Raw genomic sequence first — 21,689 nt, forward strand, 5'->3', positions numbered from 1 at the left:
CGCCCTCACAGAAAGACCGACCCGTGCCGCAGGACACCCCCACCAATCGCTGGAAGACGCTGGACCAGGACCTCAACCGGCTGTCCCGGCTCGAAGCGGCCTCCATGTACGCTTCCCGCCCCCTCGTGGGCGTCGGCGCGTCGCTGGTCTTCGTCACCCTCGCCGCCCTTGCTGCCGCGATCTTCACCGGCGGCGAACCGCAAAGCCTCGCGGTGATCGTGGCGGCGGCCTTCGGCGCCTACATGGCACTGAACATCGGGGCCAATGACGTCGCCAACAACATGGGACCCGCCGTCGGCGCCAAGGCGCTGTCGATGCTGGGCGCCATCGCCATCGCCGCGATCTTCGAAAGCGCAGGCGCGCTGCTGGCGGGCGGTGACGTCGTCGCCACGATCTCCAAGGGGATCATCGACCCCGCAGGCTTCACAGATGTGCGCATGTTCATCCGCGCGATGATGGCCGCGCTGCTGTCGGCGGCGATCTGGGTGAATATCGCGACCTGGGTCGGGGCGCCGGTTTCAACCACCCACTCCGTCGTGGGCGGCGTCATGGGGGCCGGCATCGCCGCGGCGGGCCTTGCCACCGTCGACTGGGGCACGATGGGTGCCATCGCCGCCAGCTGGGTGATCTCGCCGCTGCTGGGGGGCGTGATCGCCGCCGCCGTGCTGGCCTTCATCAAGTGGCGCATCATCTACGTCGAGGACAAGATCGCCGCCGCCCGCACCTGGGTGCCCGTGCTGATCGGCCTGATGACCGCCGCCTTCGCCGCCTATCTCGCGCTCAAGGGGCTCAAGCGGATCATCAAGATCGACATGACCGACGCGCTGCTGATCGGCGCCGTGGCAGGCATTGCCTTGGGCGCGCTGTCTGCCCCGCTGATCCGCCGCCAATCCGAGGGGCTCGAGAACCGCAACCGCTCGCTCAAGGTGCTGTTCCGCATCCCGCTCGTCGTCTCTGCCGCGTTGCTGTCCTTCGCCCATGGCGCCAATGACGTGGCCAACGCCGTCGGGCCGCTCGCAGCTGTCGTCTATGCCCAGCAATCCGCCGGTGTCGCCGGCGAGGTGTCGATCCCGCTCTGGGTCATGATCATCGGCGCGCTCGGTATTTCCTTCGGCCTCGTCTTCTTCGGGCCCAAGCTGATTGGCATGGTCGGCAGCCAGATCACCAAGCTGAACCCAATGCGCGCCTATTGCGTCGCGATCTCGGCCGCGATCACCGTCATCGCCGCATCGTGGCTGGGGCTGCCGGTTTCCTCGACCCATATCGCCGTGGGCGGTGTCTTCGGGGTCGGGTTCTTCCGCGAATGGCACGCCGCACGCCGGGCGCGGAAATTCCAGGCGGGTCAGCCGCCCGCCATCCGCTTGCCCGGCCAGGAACGCGCCCGTCGGAAACTGGTCCGGCGCTCGCATTTCCTGACCATCATCGCGGCCTGGGTCATCACCGTGCCCGCCGCGGCCCTGTTGTCGGCGGGCTGCTTCGCCCTGCTGCACGGGCTGGGCTTCTGATCGCCGACACAAGCGGCGCCCCGACCGGGGCGCCCCCTGCGGCACACACGATCCGGACAAAAGCGCCCGGCCCACTTGGCACTGGCACAAACGCCTCTGGCCCCCGCCCGAACCCTCTGCTACGTCGCGCCTCATGCTGCGCATTCAGAACATATCTTTCGCCATGGCCGGCCGTCCCCTGATCGAGGACGCCTCCGTCACCATCCCCGAAGGCCACAAGGTCGGCATCGTCGGGCGCAACGGCGCCGGCAAGACCACCCTGTTCAAGCTGATCCGCGGCGAATATCCCGTCGATACAGGCTCCATCTCCATGCCCGAACGCGCCCGCATCGGCGGCGTCGCGCAGGAGGTGCCGGGCAACGAGGTCTCGCTTCTCGATACCGTTCTGGCCGCCGATACCGAACGCGCCGGGCTGATGGCCGAGGCGGAAACCGCCACCGATGCCACCCGCATCGCCGACATCCAGACCCGCCTCGCCGATATCGACGCCTGGTCCGCCGAGGGCCGCGCCAGCGCGATCCTCAAGGGCCTGGGCTTTTCCGAAGCCGAACAGCACATGCCCTGCTCGGCCTTCTCCGGCGGCTGGCGGATGCGTGTGGCGCTGGCGGGGGTGCTGTTCTCGCAGCCCGATATCCTGCTGCTCGACGAACCGACCAACTACCTCGACCTCGAGGGCGCGCTCTGGCTGGAAAGCTACCTGCAGCGCTACCCCCATACCGTGCTGATCATCTCGCACGATCGCGGGCTGCTGAACCGGGCCGTGGGCGCGATCCTGCATCTCGATGACCGCAAGCTGACGCTCTATTCCGGCCCCTACGACCAGTTCGCCCGCCAGCGCGCCGAACGCCGTGCCGTCATGGTCGCCGAGGCCCGCAAGCAGGAGGCCCGCCGCGCCCACCTGCAAAGCTTCGTTGACCGGTTCAAGGCCAAGGCCTCCAAGGCGAAACAGGCGCAATCCCGCGTCAAGATGCTGGAAAAGATGGAAAAGATCACGCCGCCCGAAGAGGCCGCGCGCACCGTCTTCTCCTTCCCCGAACCCGAGGAACTGTCGCCCCCCATCATCCGGATCGAGGATGGGGTCACCGGGTATGGCGACAAGGTCGTCCTGCGGCGTCTGAACCTGCGCATCGACCAGGATGACCGCATCGCCCTGCTGGGCCGCAATGGCGAGGGCAAGTCGACCCTGGCCAAGGTCCTGTCCGACCGACTGGCCCTGATGGAGGGCAAGATCACCCGGTCGTCCAAGCTGCGCATCGGGTTCTTTGCCCAGCACCAGGTGGATGAACTGCATATCGACGAAACGCCGCTCCAGCACATCCAGCGCGAACGCCCGAACGAGGCGCCGGCCCGGCTGCGCGCCCGTCTCGCCGGGTTCGGCCTGATGGCGGAGCAGGTGGAAACCGAGGTCGGCCGCCTCTCCGGCGGCCAGAAGGCGCGGCTGTCGCTGCTGCTGGCCACGCTCGACGCGCCGCATCTGCTGATCCTCGACGAACCGACCAACCACCTCGACATCGAAAGCCGCGAGGCCCTGGTCGAGGCGCTGACCGCCTATTCCGGTGCCGTGGTGCTGGTCTCGCACGACATGCATCTTCTCAGCCTGGTCGCGGACCGGCTCTGGCTCGTGAAGGATGGCAACGTGTCCTCCTTCGACGAGGATCTGGAGGCCTATCGCGCCTTCCTTCTGAACCAGAACAAGCCCTCCGAAGACGCTGATAAGAAAAAGGAAAAACCCAAGCCCAAGCGTGCCTCCCGCGATCAGATCCTGGCCCTGCGCGCAGAGGTCCGCAAATGCGAGGAACGCCTGCAGAAGCTTCAGGAGATGGCCGACAAGCTGTCGAAAAAGCTGGCCGATCCCACGCTCTACGAACAGGAACGGATCGGAGAGCTCGAGGTCTGGAACAAGAAATATGCCGAGGTGTCAGAGGCCATCGAACGTGCCGAAACCCTCTGGATGCAGGCCGAGGAAAAGCTGGAAACCGCGCAGGCCTAGACCGCCTGGTCCACCGGCATCAGCGGTTTGACCTCGGGCAGGATCTCCTCGAGGTACTCGATTGTCTTCAAACGGAATTTCCGCGCCTTCACCTCAGCGGGCAAGCGGCTGAGCCAGTGGGAATTCTGGTTTCGGAACTCGCTGACCGACCCGTCGGGCCAGACATGGCGGCGCGGCAGCATCAGCGGCCGGAACACGTCGATCATGTGCTGCACCTCGTGGACCGACGCGAACCGGAAGGTGAAGTCGTCGATTTCGACCCACAGCATCGGATAGCCCTCCGCCACCCGGTGCGATGAGGGCATCAGGACATTGTAGCTCATCGGGGACGCCTGCCGCGTGGCCGAATAGGTGATCCAATAGCGTTTCACATCAATCGCCGGTTTGCTTTCAATGCCATAGGCAGACTCAATCCTGCCCCAGAGCCTCCGCGCAACCTGCAACTGAACGTGTTGGTTCATCTTGCTCACAAATCCTTATGGACGCGTCATTATTCAGCATCCGGCAACAATCGATTTACCCGAAGATGGTTAACATCCCGTCGCCCCCGGCACGGCGGGCAGAGCGCCATGCAAAACAGGGCTTTTCCTTTGCGCCGCCGCGTGGTCCAAACACCCCATGGATACCGGATTTCTCATCACTGCCTTCGTCACGCTTTTCGTGATCATCGACCCGGTCGGCCTGACCCCGCTTTTCGCCGCGCTGACCCAGGGCCAGTCCGCCCGCCAGCGCCGCGCGATCGCCATCCGCTCCTGCGGGATCGCCCTCGGGCTGCTGATCCTCTTTACCCTGCTGGGCGAGGCCGTGATGGGCTTTGTCGGAATCTCCATGCCCGCGTTCCGGATCGCCGGTGGCATCCTGCTGTTCCTGACCGCGCTGGAAATGCTGTTCGAACGCCGCTCCAAGCGCCGCGAAAGCCAGACGGAACAGGCCGAAGAGGACCTGCCGGACCCGTCCGTCTTCCCGCTGGCCACGCCCCTGATCGCCGGCCCTGGCGCCATCGCCACGGTGATCCTGCTGGCCGGCCGGCAATCCGATCCGCTGGGCATTGCGCTGGTCGTGGGCGTGGTCGCGGCCGTGCTGCTGGTGGTCTTTTCCTTCTTTCTGACCGCGACACTGCTGGAGCGCATCCTGGGCCGCACCGGCATCAACGTGGTCACCCGCATCCTCGGCATGCTGCTCGCGGCATTGTCAGTGCAATTTGTCCTCGACGGGCTCAAGGATTTCGGTCTGGCCGGGTGACGGGCCTGAACCGCGGCCCTATATCTTTCTCATGGATACGAATTCTTGGATGAACCTCGCATACCTCGTCCTGCTCGGCGGTGCCCTGGGCGGTTGGGTGATCTACCAGAACCGGGGCCGGATGAACCAGATGATGCAAGGTGCCGTCGCCTGGGGCCTGATCTTCATCGGTGTCGTCGCCGCGATCGGGCTCTGGGGTGACATCCGGCAATCCGTCGCCCCCCGCCAGGCCGTCCTCCAGGGCGGAGAGATCACCGTCCCCCAATCCCCTGACGGCCATTACTACCTGACCGCCGAGGTCAATGGCGAACCGCTGCGCTTCATGGTGGATACCGGGGCCAGCGACATCGTCCTGACCCGTGCAGATGCCGCGCGGGTCGGCATCACCGAAGACGACATCGTCTTTTCGGGCCGCGCCCTCAGCGCGAACGGAGAGGTGCGCATCGCGCCTGTCCGCCTCGACAGCGTCGCGCTTGGCCCCGTCGTGGCACAGGGCGTCCGCGCTATGGTCAATGACGGAGAGATGCGCCAATCCCTCATGGGGATGAGCTATCTCCAGACCTTTTCCAAGATCGAGATCGGCGACGGCGCCCTGCTTCTGAAACCCTAGGCGTCCTTCGCGGCGCTTTCGGCCTTCATTTCCCAGCGGCCCCCGGCCTCGGACCAGTATTTCGCACCGCATCCGGCATCGACCAGCGTCCTCCACTGCACCCGCGCACGTTGCAACGCGTCGTGGTCATTGCCGTCGAACAGCACGCAGACCCGCTCCATCGCCCTGACCTCCTCCGGGGTCAGTTCGGCCCCGTCGATGGTCATCAGGCAGGCCGGGTCGTTGGCGGCGGCCCCGGTGGTCAGCAGGATCGGTTGCAGCGCATCGTGTTCGCCGCCCGCCAGGCCATGGGGCAGGAAGTCCTCCTCCGGCCCCAGCCACAGCTTTTCATCCAGCCAGGCCAGACGGTCGGGCTGGCCACCGCGCACGGTGATCCGCCAGCCCGCGCCGCGCGCCTTGCCCAGAAGCATGGGCAAGGTCTGGTCCACGGCGGACATGGTCAGGTGGTAGAAATAGGCCTCTCCCACGGCGTGGCCTCCGGTCTCAATCCTTGACGGGCTTCGGCTCGAACTTCAGCTGGACCAGCTGGTCCAGTGCCCGCACGCCCCATCCGGTGGCGCCGGCCGGGGCAAAGGTCGTTTCGCTCTTCACGCTGGCCACGCCTGCGATGTCGATATGGCACCAGGGCGTCTCGTCCTTGACGAAGCGGCGCAGGAACTCCGCGGCGGTGATCGACCCGGCCGGGCGACCGCCGGTATTGCCGACATCGGCGATCCGCGATTTCAGCTGCTTGGCATAGGCCGCGCCAAGCGGCATCCGCCAGGCGCCTTCGCCCACCGTTTCGGCGGCACGCAGCAGCCCGCGGCACAGGCTGTCATCGGTCGAGAAGACACCGGCATTCTCATGCCCCAGGCCAATGATTATCGCACCGGTCAGCGTGGCAAGGTCAATCATTCCAGTGGGTTGGAAGCGTTCCTGCGTGTACCACATGACATCGCACAGAACCAGGCGACCTTCGGCGTCGGTATTCGTCACCTCGATCGTGTCGCCCTTCATCGAGGTCACGACATCCCCCGGACGATAAGCGCGGTCCGACGGCATGTTCTCGACCAGCCCGACCAGGCCCACGACATTGGCCTTGGCCTTGCGCAGGGCAATCGCCCGCATCGCGCCGGCCACGGTGCCCGCGCCGCCCATATCCATGGTCATGTCTTCCATGCCCGCGGCGGGTTTCAGCGAAATCCCCCCGGTATCAAAAACGACGCCCTTGCCGACCAACGCCAGCGGCTTCTCGTCGCCGCCACCGTTCCACTGCATCACCACGACCTTCGACGGGCTGGCCGATCCCTGGCCCACGGCCAGCAGCGCGCCCATGCCCAGCTCTTCCAGCTTGTCCTCTTCCAGAACCTCGACCTCGAGGCCAATTTCCTTCATCGCGGCCAGGCGGTCGGCGAATTCGGTGGTGGTCAGCACGTTGGCGGGCGCGTTCACGAGGTCGCGGGTAAAGAACACGCCCTCGGCCACGGCCAGCTTGGGCGCGGCGGCGGCTTCGGCGCTTTCGGGGTTGGAACACATGACCGTCACCGCGCCCAGCGTCTTGGGATCGTCGGTCTTCTGGTCAACGTAGGAATAGGCCATCAGCACCAGCGCCTCGACCAGCGCGGCGGGCTGGCGGAATGCCCCCGCAAGGATCAGCATGTCCTTTTCGCCCAGGCCCTTGCCCAGCGTGGCGCCGGCCTTGCGCACGGCCTCGGCCTCAACCCGGCGGTCCAGAACGACCACCTCGAGACTTTCGGCGGCCATGCCGGTGGGCCAGCCCAGGCTGATGACCGCGCCGCCCTCTGCCTTGCCGAAGGCCTCGCTTTCCACCAGCCGTTTCAGCGCGCCCTTGGTCAGGCGGTTCACGCGCCGCGCGGCGGGCGACATGCGGCCTTCCTTGTCGACGATCACGGCGACCTTTCCGGGCGCCTCTGCGATGGCGTCGATATCGGTGGCGGCAAAGCTGACTTTGGCGGTCTGGGTCAAGGGTCTCTCCTGTGGATCGGTTTCGGCCCGGCCGGTCACGGCGGGCCCGTTTGTCTGGCATTCTGTCGCGTCGGGCCGCGCGGCATTCCACCCCGCACCCGGCCTCCGGGCGAAGCTAGCGCCGCCCCGCCGCTTTGACCAGATAGCAGTTTTCCCCCGCATTCAAATCCGCTAGGTTCGGCCCAAGCCCGAGAACGGGCGGCAAGACTTGGGGGAATACTTGGCACGTTTCGACAGATATCTCCTGTCGCAGTTCATGGTGCTGTTTGGATTCTTCTCGCTGGTCCTCGTCTCCATCTACTGGATCAACCAGGCGGTGCGACTGTTCGACCGGCTGGTGGGCGACGGGCAAAGCACCTTCGTCTTCCTGGAATTCACGGCGCTCAGCCTGCCCAACGTGATCCGCATCGTGCTGCCGATGGCCTGCTTTGCGGCCACGGTCTACGTGACCAACCGGCTGTCATCCGAATCCGAACTGGTGGTGATGCAGGCCACCGGGTTCTCGCCCTGGCGCCTGGCCCGACCCGTCCTCGCCTTCGGGCTGATCGTCGGGCTGATGATGTCACTTATGACCCATATCCTCGTCCCCGCCTCCATGTCGCAGATGCAGGAACGGCAGGAGGACCTGCAACGCAACGTCACCTCGCGATTACTGACCGAGGGCACGTTCCTCCACCCGATCGACGGGATCACCTTCTACATCCGCGACATCGCCCCCGATGGCACGCTGACGGACGTCTTCCTGTCCGACCGCCGCGATCCCGAAGCGCCCCAGACCTACACCGCCGCCCGCGCCTACCTTGTCGCCGATGGCAGCGGGGCCGAGGGCGCCAGCGGCAAGCTGGTGATGGTCGACGGGCTGGCGCAGACGCTGAACTCGGAAAACAACCGGCTCTTCACCACGCATTTCAAGGATTTCACCTATGATATCGGGCGGCTCTTCGGTGATGTCGGACAGCCCTTCGTGCATGTGCGTCACTTCTTCACGCCGCAGCTATTCCTGCAGCCGGAAACCGTAGCGACCCTGACCAGTTCCTCGCTCGGCTCCGTCCTGGAAGAGGCGCATGGCCGGTTCGGTCAGGCGCTGCTGTGCGTGGCCGCCGCGCTGATCGGCTTTGCGACGCTGATGATCGGCGGCTATTCCCGGTTCGGCATCTGGCAACAGGTCGTGCTGGCGATCCTGCTGATGCTGATCGTCAAGGGGGTCGAGGGCGTGGTGCAGGACCCGGTCCGCAACAATGCCGCGCTCTGGCCGCTGGTCTACCTGCCGGGCCTCATCGGCATCGGCATCGGCACCGGGCTGCTCTGGCTGTCGACGCAATCCAGCCGCCCCTGGCTGCGCCGCCGCACCGTGACAACCCCGGACGCCCCCCAGGATGCGGGGACCGCCCCGTGATCCTGAACCTCTACTTTGCCCGCCGCTTCCTGCGCTCCTTCCTGGGGCTGCTGGTGGTGTTCCTGGGCATGTCCATCGTGATCGACCTGGTGGAACATCTGCGGCGGCTCTCGGGCACCGACACGACCTTCGTGCAGGTGTTCCAGCTGACCCTGCTGAACGCGCCCAAGGGGATCTACACGATCCTGCCGCTGGTGATGATCCTGTCCACCGTGGCGCTGTTCCTCAGCCTCGCGCGGTCCTCCGAACTGGTGGTGACCCGCGCCGCCGGACGCTCCGCCCTGCGGTCGCTGATCTCTCCGGTCGTGGTGGCGCTGCTGATCGGCGCGGTCGGCGTGACCATGATCAACCCGATCGTCGCCGCGACCTCGAAACGCTACGCCGTCATGCTGGAGAACTACCGTACCGGCACGATCGACGCCGTCTCCGTCTCGGCCGAGGGGCTTTGGCTGCGCCAGGGCGGCGATGACGGCCAGACCGTGATCCGTGCCGCTCGCGCCAATCCGCAGGCGACCGAACTCTACGACGTGATGATGATCGACTATGCCGCGACCGGCGGCCCCGAACGCCGGATCGAGGCCCGCCGCGCCCGTCTGATCGCCGGCGCATGGGAGCTGACGGACGTCCGCATCTGGCCGCTCTCCATCGGGGCCAACCCCGAGGCGCTGACCCAGCAGGTCGAACGGATCGAGATCCCCTCGACCCTGACCGAGGCCCGCATCCGCGACACGTTCGGCGATCCCTCGGCCATCCCGATCTGGGAATTGCCCACCTATATCCACCTGCTGGAGGAGGCCGGGTTTTCCGCCCGCCGCCACGCCGTCTGGTTCCAGATGGAGCTGTCGCGCCCCCTCTTCCTCGTCGCCATGGTTCTGATCGCCGCGGCTTTCACCATGCGCCATGCGCGCTTCGGCAAGACCGGGGTCGCGGTGCTGTCGGCGATCATGCTGGGCTTCGCGCTCTATTACATCCGCAGCTTCGTCCAGATCCTGGGCGAAACCGGCCAGGTGCCCGTCGCGCTCGCCGCCTGGGCGCCACCGGTGGCATCCTTGCTCTTGGCCATGGGCCTGCTTCTGCATATGGAGGACGGATGACCCGCCTCCTGCGCCTCGTTTCCCTCACCCTCGCGCTGCTGCTGCCCGCCACCCTGCACGCCCAGCAGGACGATGAGGCGATGCCGGCCATGCTGGTGGCCGACCAGGTCCGACTGGATGGCCGCACCCGCCTGGTCGCCGAAGGAAATGTCGAGGTTCTTCAGGGCGATACCCGGCTGCGCGCGGCCCAGATCACCTATGACCGCGACACCGAGGAATTGCTGATCACCGGCCCCATCGTCATCACCAATGGCGAGGACGAGCTGATCCTGGCGGACGAGGCACGGCTGGAACGCGATCTCCGCAACGGCCTGGTGCGCAGCGCCCGGGTCGTTCTGGACCAGCAATTGCAGCTGGCCGCGGCCAGGCTAGACCGGGTCAACGGTCGCTATTCCCAGCTGACCCGCGCCACCGTGTCCTCCTGCAAGGTCTGCGGCACGCAGGCACCGCTCTGGCAGATCCGCGCCCGCCGCGTGGTGCACGATACCGAGGCCAAGCAGCTCTATTTCGACGATGCCCGGTTCGAGGTGAAGGGCATCCCGATCTTCTACCTGCCCCGCCTGCGCCTGCCCGACCCGACCCAGACCCGCGCCACCGGTTTCCTGATCCCCTCGATCCGGCGCAATTCGCAGCTGGGGACCGGGGTGAAAATCCCCTATTTCATCCGGCTCGGCGATCACCGCGACCTGACGATCACGCCCTATATCTCACCGCGCACCCGGACGCTGGAATGGCGCTACCGGCAGGCCTATGTGAATGGACGCATCACCTTCAACGGCGCGATCACCCGCGACGACCTGCGCCCCAACAAGACCCGCGCCTATATCACCGGCACAGGCGTGTTCGAATTGCCGCGCGACTTTGTGCTGGATTTCGCGATCGAATCCACCTCCGACAACGCCTATATCTCGGATTACAGCTATTCCGACGCCGACCGGCTCGAAAGCCGGGTGACGCTGTCGCGGATCCGGCGGGACGAATATTTCGCCGCCGAACTGGCCTATTACCACACGCTCCGCGTCAACGAGAACAACTCGACCATTCCGTCGATCATCGGCGATGCCCGCTATGAACGCCGCCTCTTCCCCCGTGCGGGCGGAGAGCTGCGCCTGACCGCCGAAACCCACAGCCACCTGCGTTATTCCAACCTGACGGTCGACGGCACCGACCCCGACACCGTGTCCGACGGGCGCGACCTGGGCCGGATCAGTGCCGGGATCAGCTGGGGCAACCGCTGGACCCTGCCCGGCGGCATCCGCGCGGCATTCCGCACCGGCGTCGTCGTCGATGCCTTCCGCGTCCGCCAGGACCTCGCCGCGCGGCCCGACTCGGTCGATCAGGTGACGCCCAATGCGCAGCTGATCCTGCGCTGGCCCTGGACCCGGCAGGATCCCGGTGGCGTCACCCAGATCATCGAACCCATGGCCATGGTCGCCTGGAGCGGCGGCCAGCGCCCCAACCTCGTCAACGACGAAAGCACCCGGGTCGAGTTCGACGAGGGCAACCTGCTCGCCCTGTCCCGCTTCCCCGCCGCCGACCGCCGCGAACGCGGGTTGCAGACGGCCGTCGGCGTCAGCTGGTCGCGCATCGCCCCCGAAGGCTGGGACGCGAAACTGACCTTCGGCACCGTGCTGCGCAAGACCGCCGACCCGGCCTTTTCCGCCTCCTCCGGCCTCGCCGGCACCCGCTCCGACCTGCTGGTGGCGGGACAGCTCAAGAACCTCAACGGGCTGACCCTGACCGGGCGCGGCCTCTTCGATACCGGGCTGGTCCTGAACAAGGCCGAGGCGCGGGCACATTGGAACATTGGCCGCTACGACCTGTCGGCCAGCTATATCTGGCTCTCCGCCGACCCGGCCGAGGCCCGCCCCTCCGCGGTGTCGGAATGGGCCTTCGCCTCGTCCATCGACCTGGGCCAGCACTGGACGGCCCTGGTCTCAAGCCATTACGATATCGCGGCAAATCAGCCGATTTCAGCCGGGTTGGGGCTGATCTACTCCAACGAATGCGTGGATGTGACGCTTTCGGCCTCGCGCAGCTTCACCTCTTCCACTATCGTCACCCCAGCCACAGATTTCAGCCTTCTGATCGGGCTGCGCGGTTTCTCGGCCAACACGTCCGGCCGAGGCGCGACCCGCTCCTGCAACTAGACCGCCAATGTTCCGCATGACGACCAGATCGGCGACCACGACCAAAGACGAACGGACCTGACAATGCGCCATTTCCTCCGCCTCTGCCTGACCCTGACGCTGCTGACCGGCGCGCTGGCCATTGCCGTGCCCGCCAGCGCACAATCCTCCTTCGGACCGGCGATCAAGGTCAACGACGCGGTCATCACGCAATACGAACTGGACCAGCGGATCCGCATGCTGCGCCTCTTCCGCACCCCCGGCGACATCCCCGAACTGGCGGCCGAGCAGCTGATCGACGACCGCCTGCGCATGACGGCCGCAGCCCAGCTGGGCATCTCGCCCAGCGAAGAGGAAATCGCCGCGGGCATGGAAGAATTCGCCGGGCGCGCCAACCTCTCGGCCGAACAATTCCTGTCCGCCCTGCAACAGGCCGGCGTTTCGGCCCAGACCTTCCGCGATTTCGTGCGCGCGGGCGTGGCCTGGCGGGAAACCGTGCGCGCGCGCTTCGGTCCCCGCATCCAGATCTCCGAATCCGAGATCGACCGCGCCCTGGCCACCGGCGGCGCTTCCGGCGGGTCCGTCCAGGTGCTGATGTCCGAGATCTTCCTGCCCGTCGAACCCGGCACCGAGGAAGAGACCCAGGCCCTGGCCGAGCGCATCCGCCGCTCCAACGCCACCGGATTCGCACGCGCCGCCCGCGAATATTCCTCCGCCCCCTCGGCCGGCCAGGGCGGCCGCGTCAACTGGGTGCCCGTCTCCAACCTCTCGCCGCAACTGCGCCAGGTGATCCTCGGGCTGCGCCCCGGCCAGATCAGTGCCCCGGTCGAGGTGGATGGCCAGATCGCGCTCTTCCTGCTGCGCGCCGTCGAGGAAAGCGATACCCGCACGCCCGAATATGCCGCGGTGGAATATGCCGCCTATTACATCGCCGGTGGCCGCTCCGAACAGGCGCTGGCCGAAGCCGCCCGCGTCAAGGCGCGCGTCGACACCTGTGACGACCTTTACGGCGTGGCCAAGGGCCAGCCCGAAAGCGTGCTGGAACGCGGCACACGCGCCCCCAACGAGGTGCCTGCCGACATCGCCCTGGAACTGGCCAAGCTGGATGCCGGCGAAGTGTCGACGGCCCTGACCCGCTCCAACGGGCAGACCTTGGTCTTCCTGATGCTCTGCGGCCGGTCCTTCGACCTTTCGGGCGCGGTATCGCGCGAGGGCGTGGCGCTCGACCTGCAGAACCAGCGGCTCGCCACCTATGCCCAGGGCTACCTGCAACAGCTGCGGGACGAAGCGCGGATCGTGCGCCGGTAACATGGCCACGATCGACGGCCTGCCGCCCCTGCGAGAGGTGATCGCCACCCACGGGTTGGCGGCCAAGAAATCGCTGGGGCAGAACTTCCTGCTGGATCTGAACCTCACGGCCAAGATCGCCCGCCAGGCGGGCGAGCTGTCGGACTGCGACGTGCTGGAAATCGGCCCCGGCCCCGGCGGCCTGACCCGCGGGCTGCTGGCCGAAGGCGCGCGACGGGTGCTGGCAGTGGAAAAGGATGCGCGCTGCCTGCCCGCCCTGGCCGAGATCTCGGACGCCTATCCGGACCGGCTCCAGGTCATCAATGCCGATGCGCTTCAGCTCGACCCGCTGGAGCATCTGACGCCCCCGATCCGCGTTGCGGCCAACCTGCCCTACAATGTCGGGACGGAATTGCTGGTGCGCTGGCTGACCCCGCCGCAATGGCCACCCTATTGGCAAAGCCTGACGCTGATGTTCCAGCGCGAGGTGGCGGACCGCATCGTGGCCCGGCCCGGCTCCAAGACCTATGGCCGCCTGTCGCTTCTGGCTTCCTGGCGGGCCGAGGCCCGGATCGTCATGACCCTGCCGCCCGAGGCCTTCACCCCGCCGCCGAAAATCTCCTCGGCGGTGGTCCATATCACCGCCCTGCCGGAGCCGCGCTACCCGGCCGATCCCAAGGTGCTGGAACAGGTCATCGCCCGCGCCTTCAACCAGCGCCGCAAGATGCTGCGCGCGGCGCTGAAAGGGCTGAAACCGGATATCGAGGACCGGCTGATCGCGTCGGGCATCAAGCCCACCGACCGTGCCGAAACGGTCAAGCTGGAACAATTCTGCGCCCTCGCCCGCGCCGTCGCCGCCCCCTGACCACCCTCTGATCCAATCGTGCGCCTGCGGCGCATTCCTTTCTACTCGCGCCCCTGCTGCCCAGGGGCGCTCGGGTCCTGCCTCCGGCGGGAGTATTTCCGGCAAGATGAAGCAGGGGATCCACGCCCTTTCATCTGGCCGAAAATATCCTCGGGGGGAGCCGGCCCCGCAGGGGCCGGCATGGGGGGCAGACGCCCCCCCCGCTACCGCGCCTCCAGGCGCAAATTGATGCCTTTTTCCGAGCGGACCGTCAGGTGCGCGACCGGGTTGGGCGGCGCGCCCACGGGCGTCACGCGGAAATGGCGCAGGATCATCGACAGGATCAGCGGCCCCTCGACCATGGCAAAGCCCGCGCCGGTACAGACCCGAGCCCCGGCGGAGAACGGGATATAGGCGTCACGTCCGCATTGGCGGCCATTCTCGGTCTGCCAGCGGGCGGGGTCGAACCCGTCGGGATCGTCCCAGAGCCGTTCATGGCGGTGCAGATGCCAGGGGCTGAGCACCACCTGCGAGCCCTTGGCCACATCGCGGTCGCGGAAATGTTCGGGACATGCCGCCTCGCGCACCATCATCGGCACCGGCGGGTAGAGCCGCAGCGCCTCGCGGAACACGTCGCGGGACAGTTTCAGGCGGGACATGACGGCGAAATCGGCGCCCGCATCCAGGGCCCGCGCCTCCTCTGCCAGCCTGTCCTGCCACTCGGGATGGGTGGCCATGAGGTAGAGCGTCCAGGCCAGGGCAGAGGCCGAGGTTTCGTGCCCCGCGAGGAAGAAGATCGCAACCTGGTCGACCATTTCAGCGGTTTCGAACATTTCGCCCGTCTGCGGATCGCGGGTCGTCATGATCTTGGTGGCCAGGTCGTCGGGCGCCGTCCCAGCCGCGATCTGTGCCTGACGTTCGGACGTCAGCGTGGTGATCAGCCGGCGGATGTCGCGGGCCGCCGCGCGCGTGTCCCGCTTGTGAAACCGCGGCATCCAGCGCGGCAGCGGCACGAAGGCGGCAATGTTCAGGATCGGCGACGAGCGCTGGTAATCGCGGAACCGGGTAAAGACCTGCGCCGCGATCTCGTGCTCGATCGGGATCGAGAAGAGGGTCCGGAAGATCACGTCGGCCGCCGCGTGCGAGGTTTCCTCTTCGATCTCGACATCCGTGTCGGTTCGTTTCGACAGCCGTGAAATGCAGGCCTCTGCCGCGTCCCACATGGCCGGGAACGTGTCCTTCAGCCGCCCGCCCTCGAAGGCCGGGTCGATGATGCGCCGTTGCCGTTTCCAGTGATCACCGTTCGACAGGAAGACGCTGTCGCCCAGCAGCGGCCGCAGCCCTTCGTTCACCCGTTCGGATTTCGGGAAATCGTCGGGCCGGTCCTTCAGCACGGTCTTCACCAGGTCGGGCTGGTTCACCATGTAGGAACGGAAGAAGGGCGTGCGGAATTCGGCCATCCAGGCGCGGTAGAGCCGCGCGGGCTGGGCCGACAGGATGTCCTGACGGAAGAGCCGCACATAGCGCCAGAGCGAGACGCGATCCGCCCGCGCCTTGGGCTTGGGCGGGGTCATGCGACGCTCCGGTAGCGGTTCACCGGGGTCTCGATCCGCGACTTGGACGGGACACGCCCGTCAAAGCGCGCGCCCAGAGTCTTCGGGCCGGCGGTGATGCGGAAGTAATCGTAATCTCCGGGCCGGTCGAAGGCGCAGAGATATTGGAAATGCAGCCGGAAGAACCGCCAGCGCATCTCTTTCCATTTTTCGGGGCTCAGGGTCTGGGTGAAGGCGGCCGAGATCACCAGCGGCCAGCGCTTGCCCGTCTCCGGCGCCACGCCCGTGACGCTGACCGGATCGCAGAGCGCGAAGGCGCAGCCATCGCCCGGCGCGGTGACATCGACCCAGGACAGCTCCTCCCGCTGGCACAGGAAGGCGAGGTCGGCGCGCAGCCGCTGCGCCCGCGGCAGGAAGGACACCATCGGCACCACCTGGCCCAGCGACAGGAAAGACAGGACCGGCCCCTCGGACGGCACACGGCCGTCGCGGATCAGGTCCGCCAGGATCGAGACCGCCAGATGCGCGCCCGAGGAATGGCCGACCACCAGCACCTCGTCGCTGTCGCCCTGCAGGGCCTCGGCGATGGCGTCGGCAAAGCGGGCCATACGTTCCTCCAACGCCTCAGGGTTGGACCCCAAGGTCCTGGCGGAAAAGGAATAATCATGCATCAAGTAATAGGCGAAGAGCTTTCCGTCCTTGGACCGGAACCAGCGCAGCCCGACCCAGATCAGCGCCAGCCCCGCCGCAATCGTGACCCAGGGGGCCAGGAGCGGCGCGACAACGGACACGCCTAGGAACACCACAAACCCCAGCCCGCAGGCCACCATTGTGCAAAGCGCCAGTTGCAGCAGCAGCATCCCGACCGGGTAGAGCGCGGCGATGACCGGCCCCTTGCGCAGCCGCATCAGCCGGAACAGCGCGCCGGAAAAGATATAGGCCGAGGCCGTCCAGATCAGCTGAAGGTAGGTCGCAGGAATGGTCGAGGACATGCTGTCGCGCACGATGTCGGACCAGACCAGCACCTCGACATCGGTATTGCAGCGCGCGCCCTCGATCTCGGCCTCCACGTGCCAGCCATAGGAGCCCTTGGTCGTCTTGGGGCGCAGACCGATCTCATAGCCGGAAATCTCCGCCTGTGCGGCGGATTCCTTGCGGTACAGCTCGCGGTAGCGCCGCGGATGAATAGGGTCGTAGCCGGGGATGTAGAAGACCCGGCGCCGTGTCACGGTGGGAGAGCTGCTCATCTCTCTGCCTCGGTTTGTTTGGGCCGAGGATACCGGGAAATGGCGGCGACATTAAGACTTTTTAGCGGGCCAAGCGCGGCGCGGATCAGCCCAAGGTGGCGAGGCTCGGGAAGGTTTCGAGCAGCCAGAACGACATGGCCGAGAACCCGCCGGTCAGCATCAGCAGCCCGATGGTCCACAGCAGAAGCCCCATGACCCGTTCGATCCGTTCCATGTTGCGCTTCATCCAGGCCATCGCCCCGCCGAGGCGCGGCAGGAAGGCCGCCACCAGCAGGAACGGAATGCCCAGCCCCGCCGCGTAGACCGCCAGCAGCGCCGTGCCCTTCGCGACCGAGGCCTCGGAGGCGGCCAGCGACAGGATCGCGCCCAGCTGCGGGCCGATGCAAGGGGTCCAGCCAAAGGCGAAGGCCAGGCCCAGCACATAGGCGCCGAACGCGCTGCCGCCGCGGTCGCCCGCATCCAGCCGCGCCTCGCGGTCGAGGAACCCGATCCGGTAGACGCCGACGAAATGCGCCCCGAAGATCATCACCAGGATCCCGGCCACGATATTGAAATAGCTTTGATATTGCAGGAACAGCGTGCCCACCGACGAGGCCGCGAAGCCCAGCAGCAGGAACACCGTCGACAGGCCCAGTACGAACATCAGCGCCGCGCTCACCGCTCGTCCCCGGCCCGATCCCTGGCCCAGATCGTTCAGCGACACGCCGGACATGTAGGCGATATAGGGCGGTACGATGGGCAGCACGCAGGGGCTGAGGAACGATATCCCCCCCGCGATCAGCGCCACGATCATCGCGGGCAACAGGCCCGCATCTATGATGTCTATCCCGAACATGTCCTCCGATTATCGGCTTCTGCGTCCGGCGTCACGTGGCGTGTTGTCACAAAGCCGTGGACGCGGATGCCGCGTCCCGGTAATCGCAGGGCATGGACGACGTGGATATCGACGCGATCGGGCTGCTCTGCCCCCTGCCCGTGCTGCGGCTGCGCAAGCGCCTGCAACCCCTCGCATCCGGGGACAGCCTGACCATGTTGGCCGACGACCCCGTCGCCGCCATCGACATCCCGCATTTCTGCCATGAGGAGGGTCACGCCCTTCTCGAAAACCGCGCCGAGGGCGAGGCCCGCTATTTCGTGATCCGCAAGGGCTGATCTCAAGGCTAGGCCTTCGAACCTACGCAGGCAGTCCCCTTGGCGCGGGCTGAAAGCCCGGGCCGCGCCCGACCCTCCCCCAGGGAGGGCGCATGGCGATGTCATTCCCAGCAAGATCAACAGGGAATGCTTTTACGTGCCACACCGCCCCAAGCAGACAAACGCCCACCCAGGGTCGGGCGCGTCCCTCAGTGCGGTGCGGAAAAGCAGCAAAGCAGACAACCACCGGCTGCCCCTGTCAAAAAGCATCCGCCAAAACGAAACCAGCCGCCCCAAGGGACGGCTGGTCTGCAATTTCATTTGCCAGGCGTCAGCCCTTGCCGATCGACCACCAGCCGCGCTTCTTCGGCTTGTCGGGCTCCGCCGGTGTGTCGGTGGAGGCACCGGCCATCGCGGCCTCGGGCGTCTGTTCGCGCTCGGGCACAGGCTCTGCGGCCTTGGGCTCCTCCGCCGGGGCATCCGCCGGGGCTTCGGGCGCAGGCGCGTCCTCGGCCACGGGCTCAGCGGCAGGTTCCTCGGCCACGGACGCGTCGGCCACCGGATCAGCCGGGGCTTCGGCCACAGGCTCCGCAGGCGCATCGGCCACGGGTTCAGCCACAGATTCGGGCGCTGCATCCACAGCCGCCGCGTCCGGCTCTGCCGCGGGCACCGCATCGGCTGCAACCTCGCCCGCAGGCTCAGCCTCGGCCGCGGGGGCGGCTTCGGTCTTGGGCTTGGCCCGGCTGCGGGTCCGCTTGGGCTTCGCGGGCGCCGCTTCGGCATCGGCCGGAGCGTCAGCCTCGGAGGCCTCTCCCGTCACACTTGCATCGTCAGCCGTGGCCTCTGCCGCTTCGGGCTCGGGCTTCTTGCGGCTGCGGGTCCGGGTGCGCTTGGGCTTCTCGGCAGGGGTTTCCTCGGCCGTTGCAGCCTCCGCACCGGCGCTGTCATCGGACTTGGCGGTCTCGCCCTCACCCGACTTGGCCTCCGTGGCCTCGCCCTGATCGGACGCGCCCGCGTCACCCTGCGACGAGTCGTTCGCCTGATCGTCGCCAGAGCCGTTCTCCGAATAATCCTTGCTGCTCTTGCGGCGACGCCGACGACGGCGCTTCTTCTTGGGCTTCGGCTCTTCGCTGGTCTGTTCCGGCGCGTCGCCGCCCGGCAGGTTATCCTCGCCTTCGGCCTCTTCCACCGCCTCTTCGGCCTCGTCATAGCTGTCCATGAAGGACGCATCGGCAGAGACGAAATTCACGACCTCGGCCACCTTGCGGGTCGCCGTCTTGAACTTCTCGACCGAGAAATCGGGGCTGATCAGATGCGGGTCGCCTTCGATCCGGACCGACAGGCCATAGCGGGCCTCGATCTGGGCGACATGCTCGCGCTTCTGGTTCATCAGGTAGTTCGCGATGTCGACGGGGCACTTCACCAGCACCTCGCGGGACCGGCCACGCACGCCCTCTTCCTCGATCTGGCGCAGGATGTTCAGCGCCATGCTGTCATCCGACCGGATCAGGCCTGTGCCGTGGCAGGCCGGGCACGGCTGGGTCGAAGCCTCGAGCATACCGGGCCGCAGACGCTGCCGCGACATCTCCAGCAGGCCGAACCCGCTGATCCGGCCCACCTGGATGCGGGCGCGGTCGGTCTTCAGCTTGTCCTTCAGCTTCTTCTCGACGGCGGCGTTGTTCTTGCGCTCGTCCATGTCGATGAAGTCGATAACGATCAGGCCGGCAAGGTCGCGCAGACGCAGCTGGCGCGCGACCTCCTCGGCCGCCTCCAGGTTGGTCTTGGTCGCGGTTTCCTCGATCGAGCCTTCCTTGGTGGCCCGGCCGGAGTTCACGTCGATAGCCACCAGCGCCTCGGTCACGCCGATCACGATGTAGCCGCCGGATTTCAGCTGCACGGTCGGGTTGAACATCCCGCCCAGGTAGCTTTCCACCTGGTAGCGCGCGAATAGCGGCATCGCGTCGTGGTAGTTCTTCACGTTTTTGGCGTGGGACGGCATGATCATCTTCATGAAGTCCTTGGCGATGCGGTAGCCGCGCTCGCCCTCCACCAGCACCTCGTCGATATCGCGCGAATAGAGATCGCGGATCGACCGTTTGATCAGGTCGCCCTCTTCGTAGATCTTCGCCGGCGCGATGGATTTCAGCGTCAGTTCGCGAATCTGTTCCCACATGCGCTGCAGGTATTCGTAATCGCGCTTGATCTCGGTCTTGGTGCGCTTGGCCCCCGCCGTCCGCACGATCAGGCCCGCGCCCTGGGGCACGTCGATCTCGGCTGCGGTTTCCTTCAGCTTCTTGCGGTCCGCGGCATTGGTGATCTTGCGGCTGATACCGCCGCCACGGGCGGTGTTGGGCATCAGGACGCAATAGCGGCCGGCCAGCGACAGGTAGGTGGTCAGCGCAGCGCCCTTGTTGCCGCGCTCTTCCTTGACGACCTGTACCAGCAGGATCTGGCGAACCTTGATGACTTCCTGGATCTTGTAGCGGCGCGGACGCGGCTTGCGGACCGGGCGGATGTCTTCCTGGTCGTCGTCATCGGCCACCGACTCGATCTCGGAATCGCGGTCGGACGCTTTCGAGCCCGTCTCGCCATCCTCGTCGTCGTCATCCGCGGCTTCGGCTTCGGTATCCTCGGCAGGTTCCTCGACGGGCGTCTCGGCCACCGTCTCCATCGGAGACAGCCCCTCCTCATCGCTCTCGGCGCCATCTTCCAGGTCGATCGTCTCCATGCCCGAGATCTCGCCATCGGCGGCCTCTGCACTGGTGACCGCATCCTCGCTCTCGACCTTTTCGGCCTTGGCAGAGGGGCGGCGGCGCGAGCGGGACTTCTTCTTCTCGTCCTCGGCTTCGTCCTTGGCCTTCTGCGCTTCGGCGTAGGCCCGCTCCTCCTCCATCAGCGCCTCGCGGTCGGCGACGGGGATCTGGTAGTAATCGGGATGAATTTCGGAAAAGGCCAGGAAACCATGCCGGTTCCCGCCGTAATCGACAAACGCTGCCTGCAACGAGGGTTCGACCCGCGTTACCTTGGCCAGGTAGATATTGCCGGCTAGCTGGCGTTTGTTCTCCGATTCAAAGTCGAACTCTTCGACCTTGTTTCCGTCGACCACCACGACGCGGGTCTCTTCCGCGTGGGTGGCATCGATAAGCATTTTCTTTGCCATGTTGTCCATTCGCACGCGAAACCGTCCCCCGGGCCTGGCGGCGCAAGAGACGTTCTGACGTGACTGATAGGGGCGATTTTGCGGGCCTGGCGGGTCATATCGACGGGGCGGCGCAAATGCGCCCTGCCCTCGCCTGTCATATGTCCGTCGCGCCTCATCGCGGTTCTTCTCCGGCGGCTTGAGCCTGTCATCGGACCGGCCTGCCACCCGTTCGGTGCCACATCAGCCTTTCAAGACCGTGTGGCGTTGCTTCGATCCCAGAAGGGATCCATTCGGTCTGGTCCGCGCCAAGGTGGGTCTTTCTCGCCACCTGTCCGGTCACTGAACCAGAGAAACTCTCTACCGGAGGACTGAACTCCGGATCGTTTGTCCACAATAGAACCTGCACAGGTTAAATGACAATGGAGAAAATCATCATGAGGAATGCATCTGCGCCTTTCCATCGCCGCAGCGCCCGTTTTCAGGGCTCTACCGGAGCGTGCACCGGGCGGTCGGGCTTCGTCTCTCTTTCGCGTAATGGTTGACCCGACGTCCAA

17 protein-coding genes are annotated in these 21,689 nt (G+C 66.3%); 10 read left to right on the plus strand and 7 right to left on the minus strand.

Annotation, left to right across the window (positions count from 1 at the left end):
• Positions 1-23 precede the first annotated feature (23 nt).
• Both ATO9_RS07940 and ATO9_RS07945 read left to right on the plus strand, forming a co-directional pair.
• On the plus strand, positions 24-1,505 hold the full coding sequence (locus ATO9_RS07940) for an inorganic phosphate transporter (protein WP_043747454.1): 1,482 nt from the start codon (positions 24-26) through the stop codon (positions 1,503-1,505).
• Between the two features lie 133 nt (positions 1,506-1,638).
• Positions 1,639-3,495, plus strand: a complete 1,857-nt coding sequence (locus ATO9_RS07945) for an ABC-F family ATP-binding cassette domain-containing protein (RefSeq protein ID WP_043747455.1) — start codon at positions 1,639-1,641, stop codon at positions 3,493-3,495.
• Here the strand turns inward: ATO9_RS07945 and ATO9_RS07950 are convergent.
• Positions 3,492-3,866 carry a hypothetical protein gene (locus ATO9_RS07950; RefSeq protein WP_156127823.1) on the minus strand — a complete coding sequence of 125 codons (375 nt, stop codon included), beginning with the start codon at positions 3,864-3,866 and terminating at the stop codon, positions 3,492-3,494. The genes ATO9_RS07945 and ATO9_RS07950 overlap by 4 nt on opposite strands.
• 247 nt (positions 3,867-4,113) lie before the next feature.
• Between ATO9_RS07950 and ATO9_RS07955 the strand changes: the two genes are divergently transcribed.
• Both ATO9_RS07955 and ATO9_RS07960 read left to right on the plus strand, forming a co-directional pair.
• Positions 4,114-4,737: a MarC family protein gene (locus ATO9_RS07955; RefSeq protein ID WP_043747457.1), complete on the plus strand. Its 624-nt coding sequence runs from the start codon at positions 4,114-4,116 to the stop codon at positions 4,735-4,737.
• Between the two features lie 49 nt (positions 4,738-4,786).
• On the plus strand, positions 4,787-5,347 hold the full coding sequence (locus ATO9_RS07960; protein WP_238318691.1) for a retropepsin-like aspartic protease family protein: 561 nt from the start codon (positions 4,787-4,789) through the stop codon (positions 5,345-5,347).
• Here ATO9_RS07960 and ATO9_RS07965 read toward each other — a convergent pair.
• On the minus strand, positions 5,344-5,814 hold the full coding sequence (locus ATO9_RS07965; protein ID WP_043747459.1) for a DNA polymerase III subunit chi: 471 nt from the start codon (positions 5,812-5,814) through the stop codon (positions 5,344-5,346). The genes ATO9_RS07960 and ATO9_RS07965 overlap by 4 nt on opposite strands.
• Before the next feature lie 16 nt (positions 5,815-5,830).
• Positions 5,831-7,312: a leucyl aminopeptidase gene (locus ATO9_RS07970; protein WP_043747460.1), complete on the minus strand. Its 1,482-nt coding sequence runs from the start codon at positions 7,310-7,312 to the stop codon at positions 5,831-5,833.
• 220 nt (positions 7,313-7,532) lie between these two features.
• Between ATO9_RS07970 and lptF the strand changes: the two genes are divergently transcribed.
• From lptF to rsmA, 5 genes are all read left to right on the plus strand, one after another.
• Positions 7,533-8,708: an LPS export ABC transporter permease LptF gene (lptF, locus tag ATO9_RS07975; protein WP_052418246.1), complete on the plus strand. Its 1,176-nt coding sequence runs from the start codon at positions 7,533-7,535 to the stop codon at positions 8,706-8,708.
• Positions 8,705-9,802 (plus strand): LPS export ABC transporter permease LptG, encoded by a 1,098-nt coding sequence (lptG, locus tag ATO9_RS07980; RefSeq protein ID WP_043747461.1) that lies wholly within the window; start codon positions 8,705-8,707, stop codon positions 9,800-9,802. The genes lptF and lptG overlap by 4 nt, the downstream gene beginning before the upstream one ends.
• Entirely contained in the window at positions 9,799-11,952 is a 2,154-nt protein-coding gene (locus ATO9_RS07985; RefSeq protein WP_043747462.1) for an LPS-assembly protein LptD, read from the plus strand. The genes lptG and ATO9_RS07985 overlap by 4 nt, the downstream gene beginning before the upstream one ends.
• A gap of 63 nt (positions 11,953-12,015) precedes the next feature.
• Positions 12,016-13,239: a peptidylprolyl isomerase gene (locus ATO9_RS07990; protein WP_043747463.1), complete on the plus strand. Its 1,224-nt coding sequence runs from the start codon at positions 12,016-12,018 to the stop codon at positions 13,237-13,239.
• A 1-nt stretch (position 13,240) separates the two neighbouring features.
• Positions 13,241-14,083 carry a 16S rRNA (adenine(1518)-N(6)/adenine(1519)-N(6))-dimethyltransferase RsmA gene (rsmA, locus tag ATO9_RS07995; RefSeq protein WP_043747464.1) on the plus strand — a complete coding sequence of 281 codons (843 nt, stop codon included), beginning with the start codon at positions 13,241-13,243 and terminating at the stop codon, positions 14,081-14,083.
• A gap of 203 nt (positions 14,084-14,286) precedes the next feature.
• Here the strand turns inward: rsmA and ATO9_RS08000 are convergent, their stop codons facing one another.
• The 3 genes from ATO9_RS08000 to ATO9_RS08010 all read right to left on the minus strand — a co-directional run bounded on the left by ATO9_RS08000 (position 14,287) and on the right by ATO9_RS08010 (position 17,697).
• The gene (locus ATO9_RS08000) at positions 14,287-15,636 is read right to left on the minus strand and encodes a cytochrome P450 (RefSeq protein ID WP_043747465.1); all 1,350 of its coding nucleotides are present in this window, start codon (positions 15,634-15,636) and stop codon (positions 14,287-14,289) included.
• Complete coding sequence (locus ATO9_RS08005) at positions 15,633-16,862, minus strand: alpha/beta hydrolase family protein (protein WP_043747466.1); 1,230 nt, start codon at positions 16,860-16,862, stop codon at positions 15,633-15,635. Before ATO9_RS08005 ends, ATO9_RS08000 begins: the two co-directional genes overlap by 4 nt.
• 85 nt (positions 16,863-16,947) lie before the next feature.
• Positions 16,948-17,697, minus strand: a complete 750-nt coding sequence (locus ATO9_RS08010; protein WP_043747467.1) for a cytochrome c biogenesis CcdA family protein — start codon at positions 17,695-17,697, stop codon at positions 16,948-16,950.
• A 92-nt stretch (positions 17,698-17,789) separates the two neighbouring features.
• Here ATO9_RS08010 and ATO9_RS08015 point away from each other — a divergent pair, with 92 nt between their 5' ends.
• Positions 17,790-18,014, plus strand: a complete 225-nt coding sequence (locus ATO9_RS08015) for a sulfurtransferase TusA family protein (RefSeq protein WP_043747468.1) — start codon at positions 17,790-17,792, stop codon at positions 18,012-18,014.
• Between the two features lie 310 nt (positions 18,015-18,324).
• On the opposite strand, the gene ATO9_RS08020 is transcribed toward ATO9_RS08015, so the two are convergent.
• Positions 18,325-21,153 (minus strand): Rne/Rng family ribonuclease, encoded by a 2,829-nt coding sequence (locus ATO9_RS08020; protein WP_043748491.1) that lies wholly within the window; start codon positions 21,151-21,153, stop codon positions 18,325-18,327.
• Positions 21,154-21,689 lie beyond the last annotated feature (536 nt).

It is taken from the genome of Pseudooceanicola atlanticus, assembly GCF_000768315.1.
In the GTDB taxonomy this organism is placed as follows: Bacteria; Pseudomonadota; Alphaproteobacteria; order Rhodobacterales; family Rhodobacteraceae; genus Pseudooceanicola; species Pseudooceanicola atlanticus.

Coding starts and splice junctions, on each gene's coding strand:
- ATO9_RS08000 (WP_043747465.1), bottom strand. CDS start 15,636: ATGACCCCGCCCAAGCCCAAGGCGCGGGCGGATCGCGTCTCGCTCTGG.
- ATO9_RS08015 (WP_043747468.1), top strand. CDS start 17,790: ATGGACGACGTGGATATCGACGCGATCGGGCTGCTCTGCCCCCTGCCC.
- ATO9_RS07945 (WP_043747455.1), top strand. CDS start 1,639: ATGCTGCGCATTCAGAACATATCTTTCGCCATGGCCGGCCGTCCCCTG.
- ATO9_RS08010 (WP_043747467.1), bottom strand. CDS start 17,697: ATGTTCGGGATAGACATCATAGATGCGGGCCTGTTGCCCGCGATGATC.
- ATO9_RS07990 (WP_043747463.1), top strand. CDS start 12,016: ATGCGCCATTTCCTCCGCCTCTGCCTGACCCTGACGCTGCTGACCGGC.
- ATO9_RS08005 (WP_043747466.1), bottom strand. CDS start 16,862: ATGAGCAGCTCTCCCACCGTGACACGGCGCCGGGTCTTCTACATCCCC.
- ATO9_RS08020 (WP_043748491.1), bottom strand. CDS start 21,153: ATGGCAAAGAAAATGCTTATCGATGCCACCCACGCGGAAGAGACCCGC.
- rsmA (WP_043747464.1), top strand. CDS start 13,241: ATGGCCACGATCGACGGCCTGCCGCCCCTGCGAGAGGTGATCGCCACC.
- ATO9_RS07955 (WP_043747457.1), top strand. CDS start 4,114: ATGGATACCGGATTTCTCATCACTGCCTTCGTCACGCTTTTCGTGATC.
- ATO9_RS07985 (WP_043747462.1), top strand. CDS start 9,799: ATGACCCGCCTCCTGCGCCTCGTTTCCCTCACCCTCGCGCTGCTGCTG.
- ATO9_RS07960 (WP_238318691.1), top strand. CDS start 4,787: ATGAACCTCGCATACCTCGTCCTGCTCGGCGGTGCCCTGGGCGGTTGG.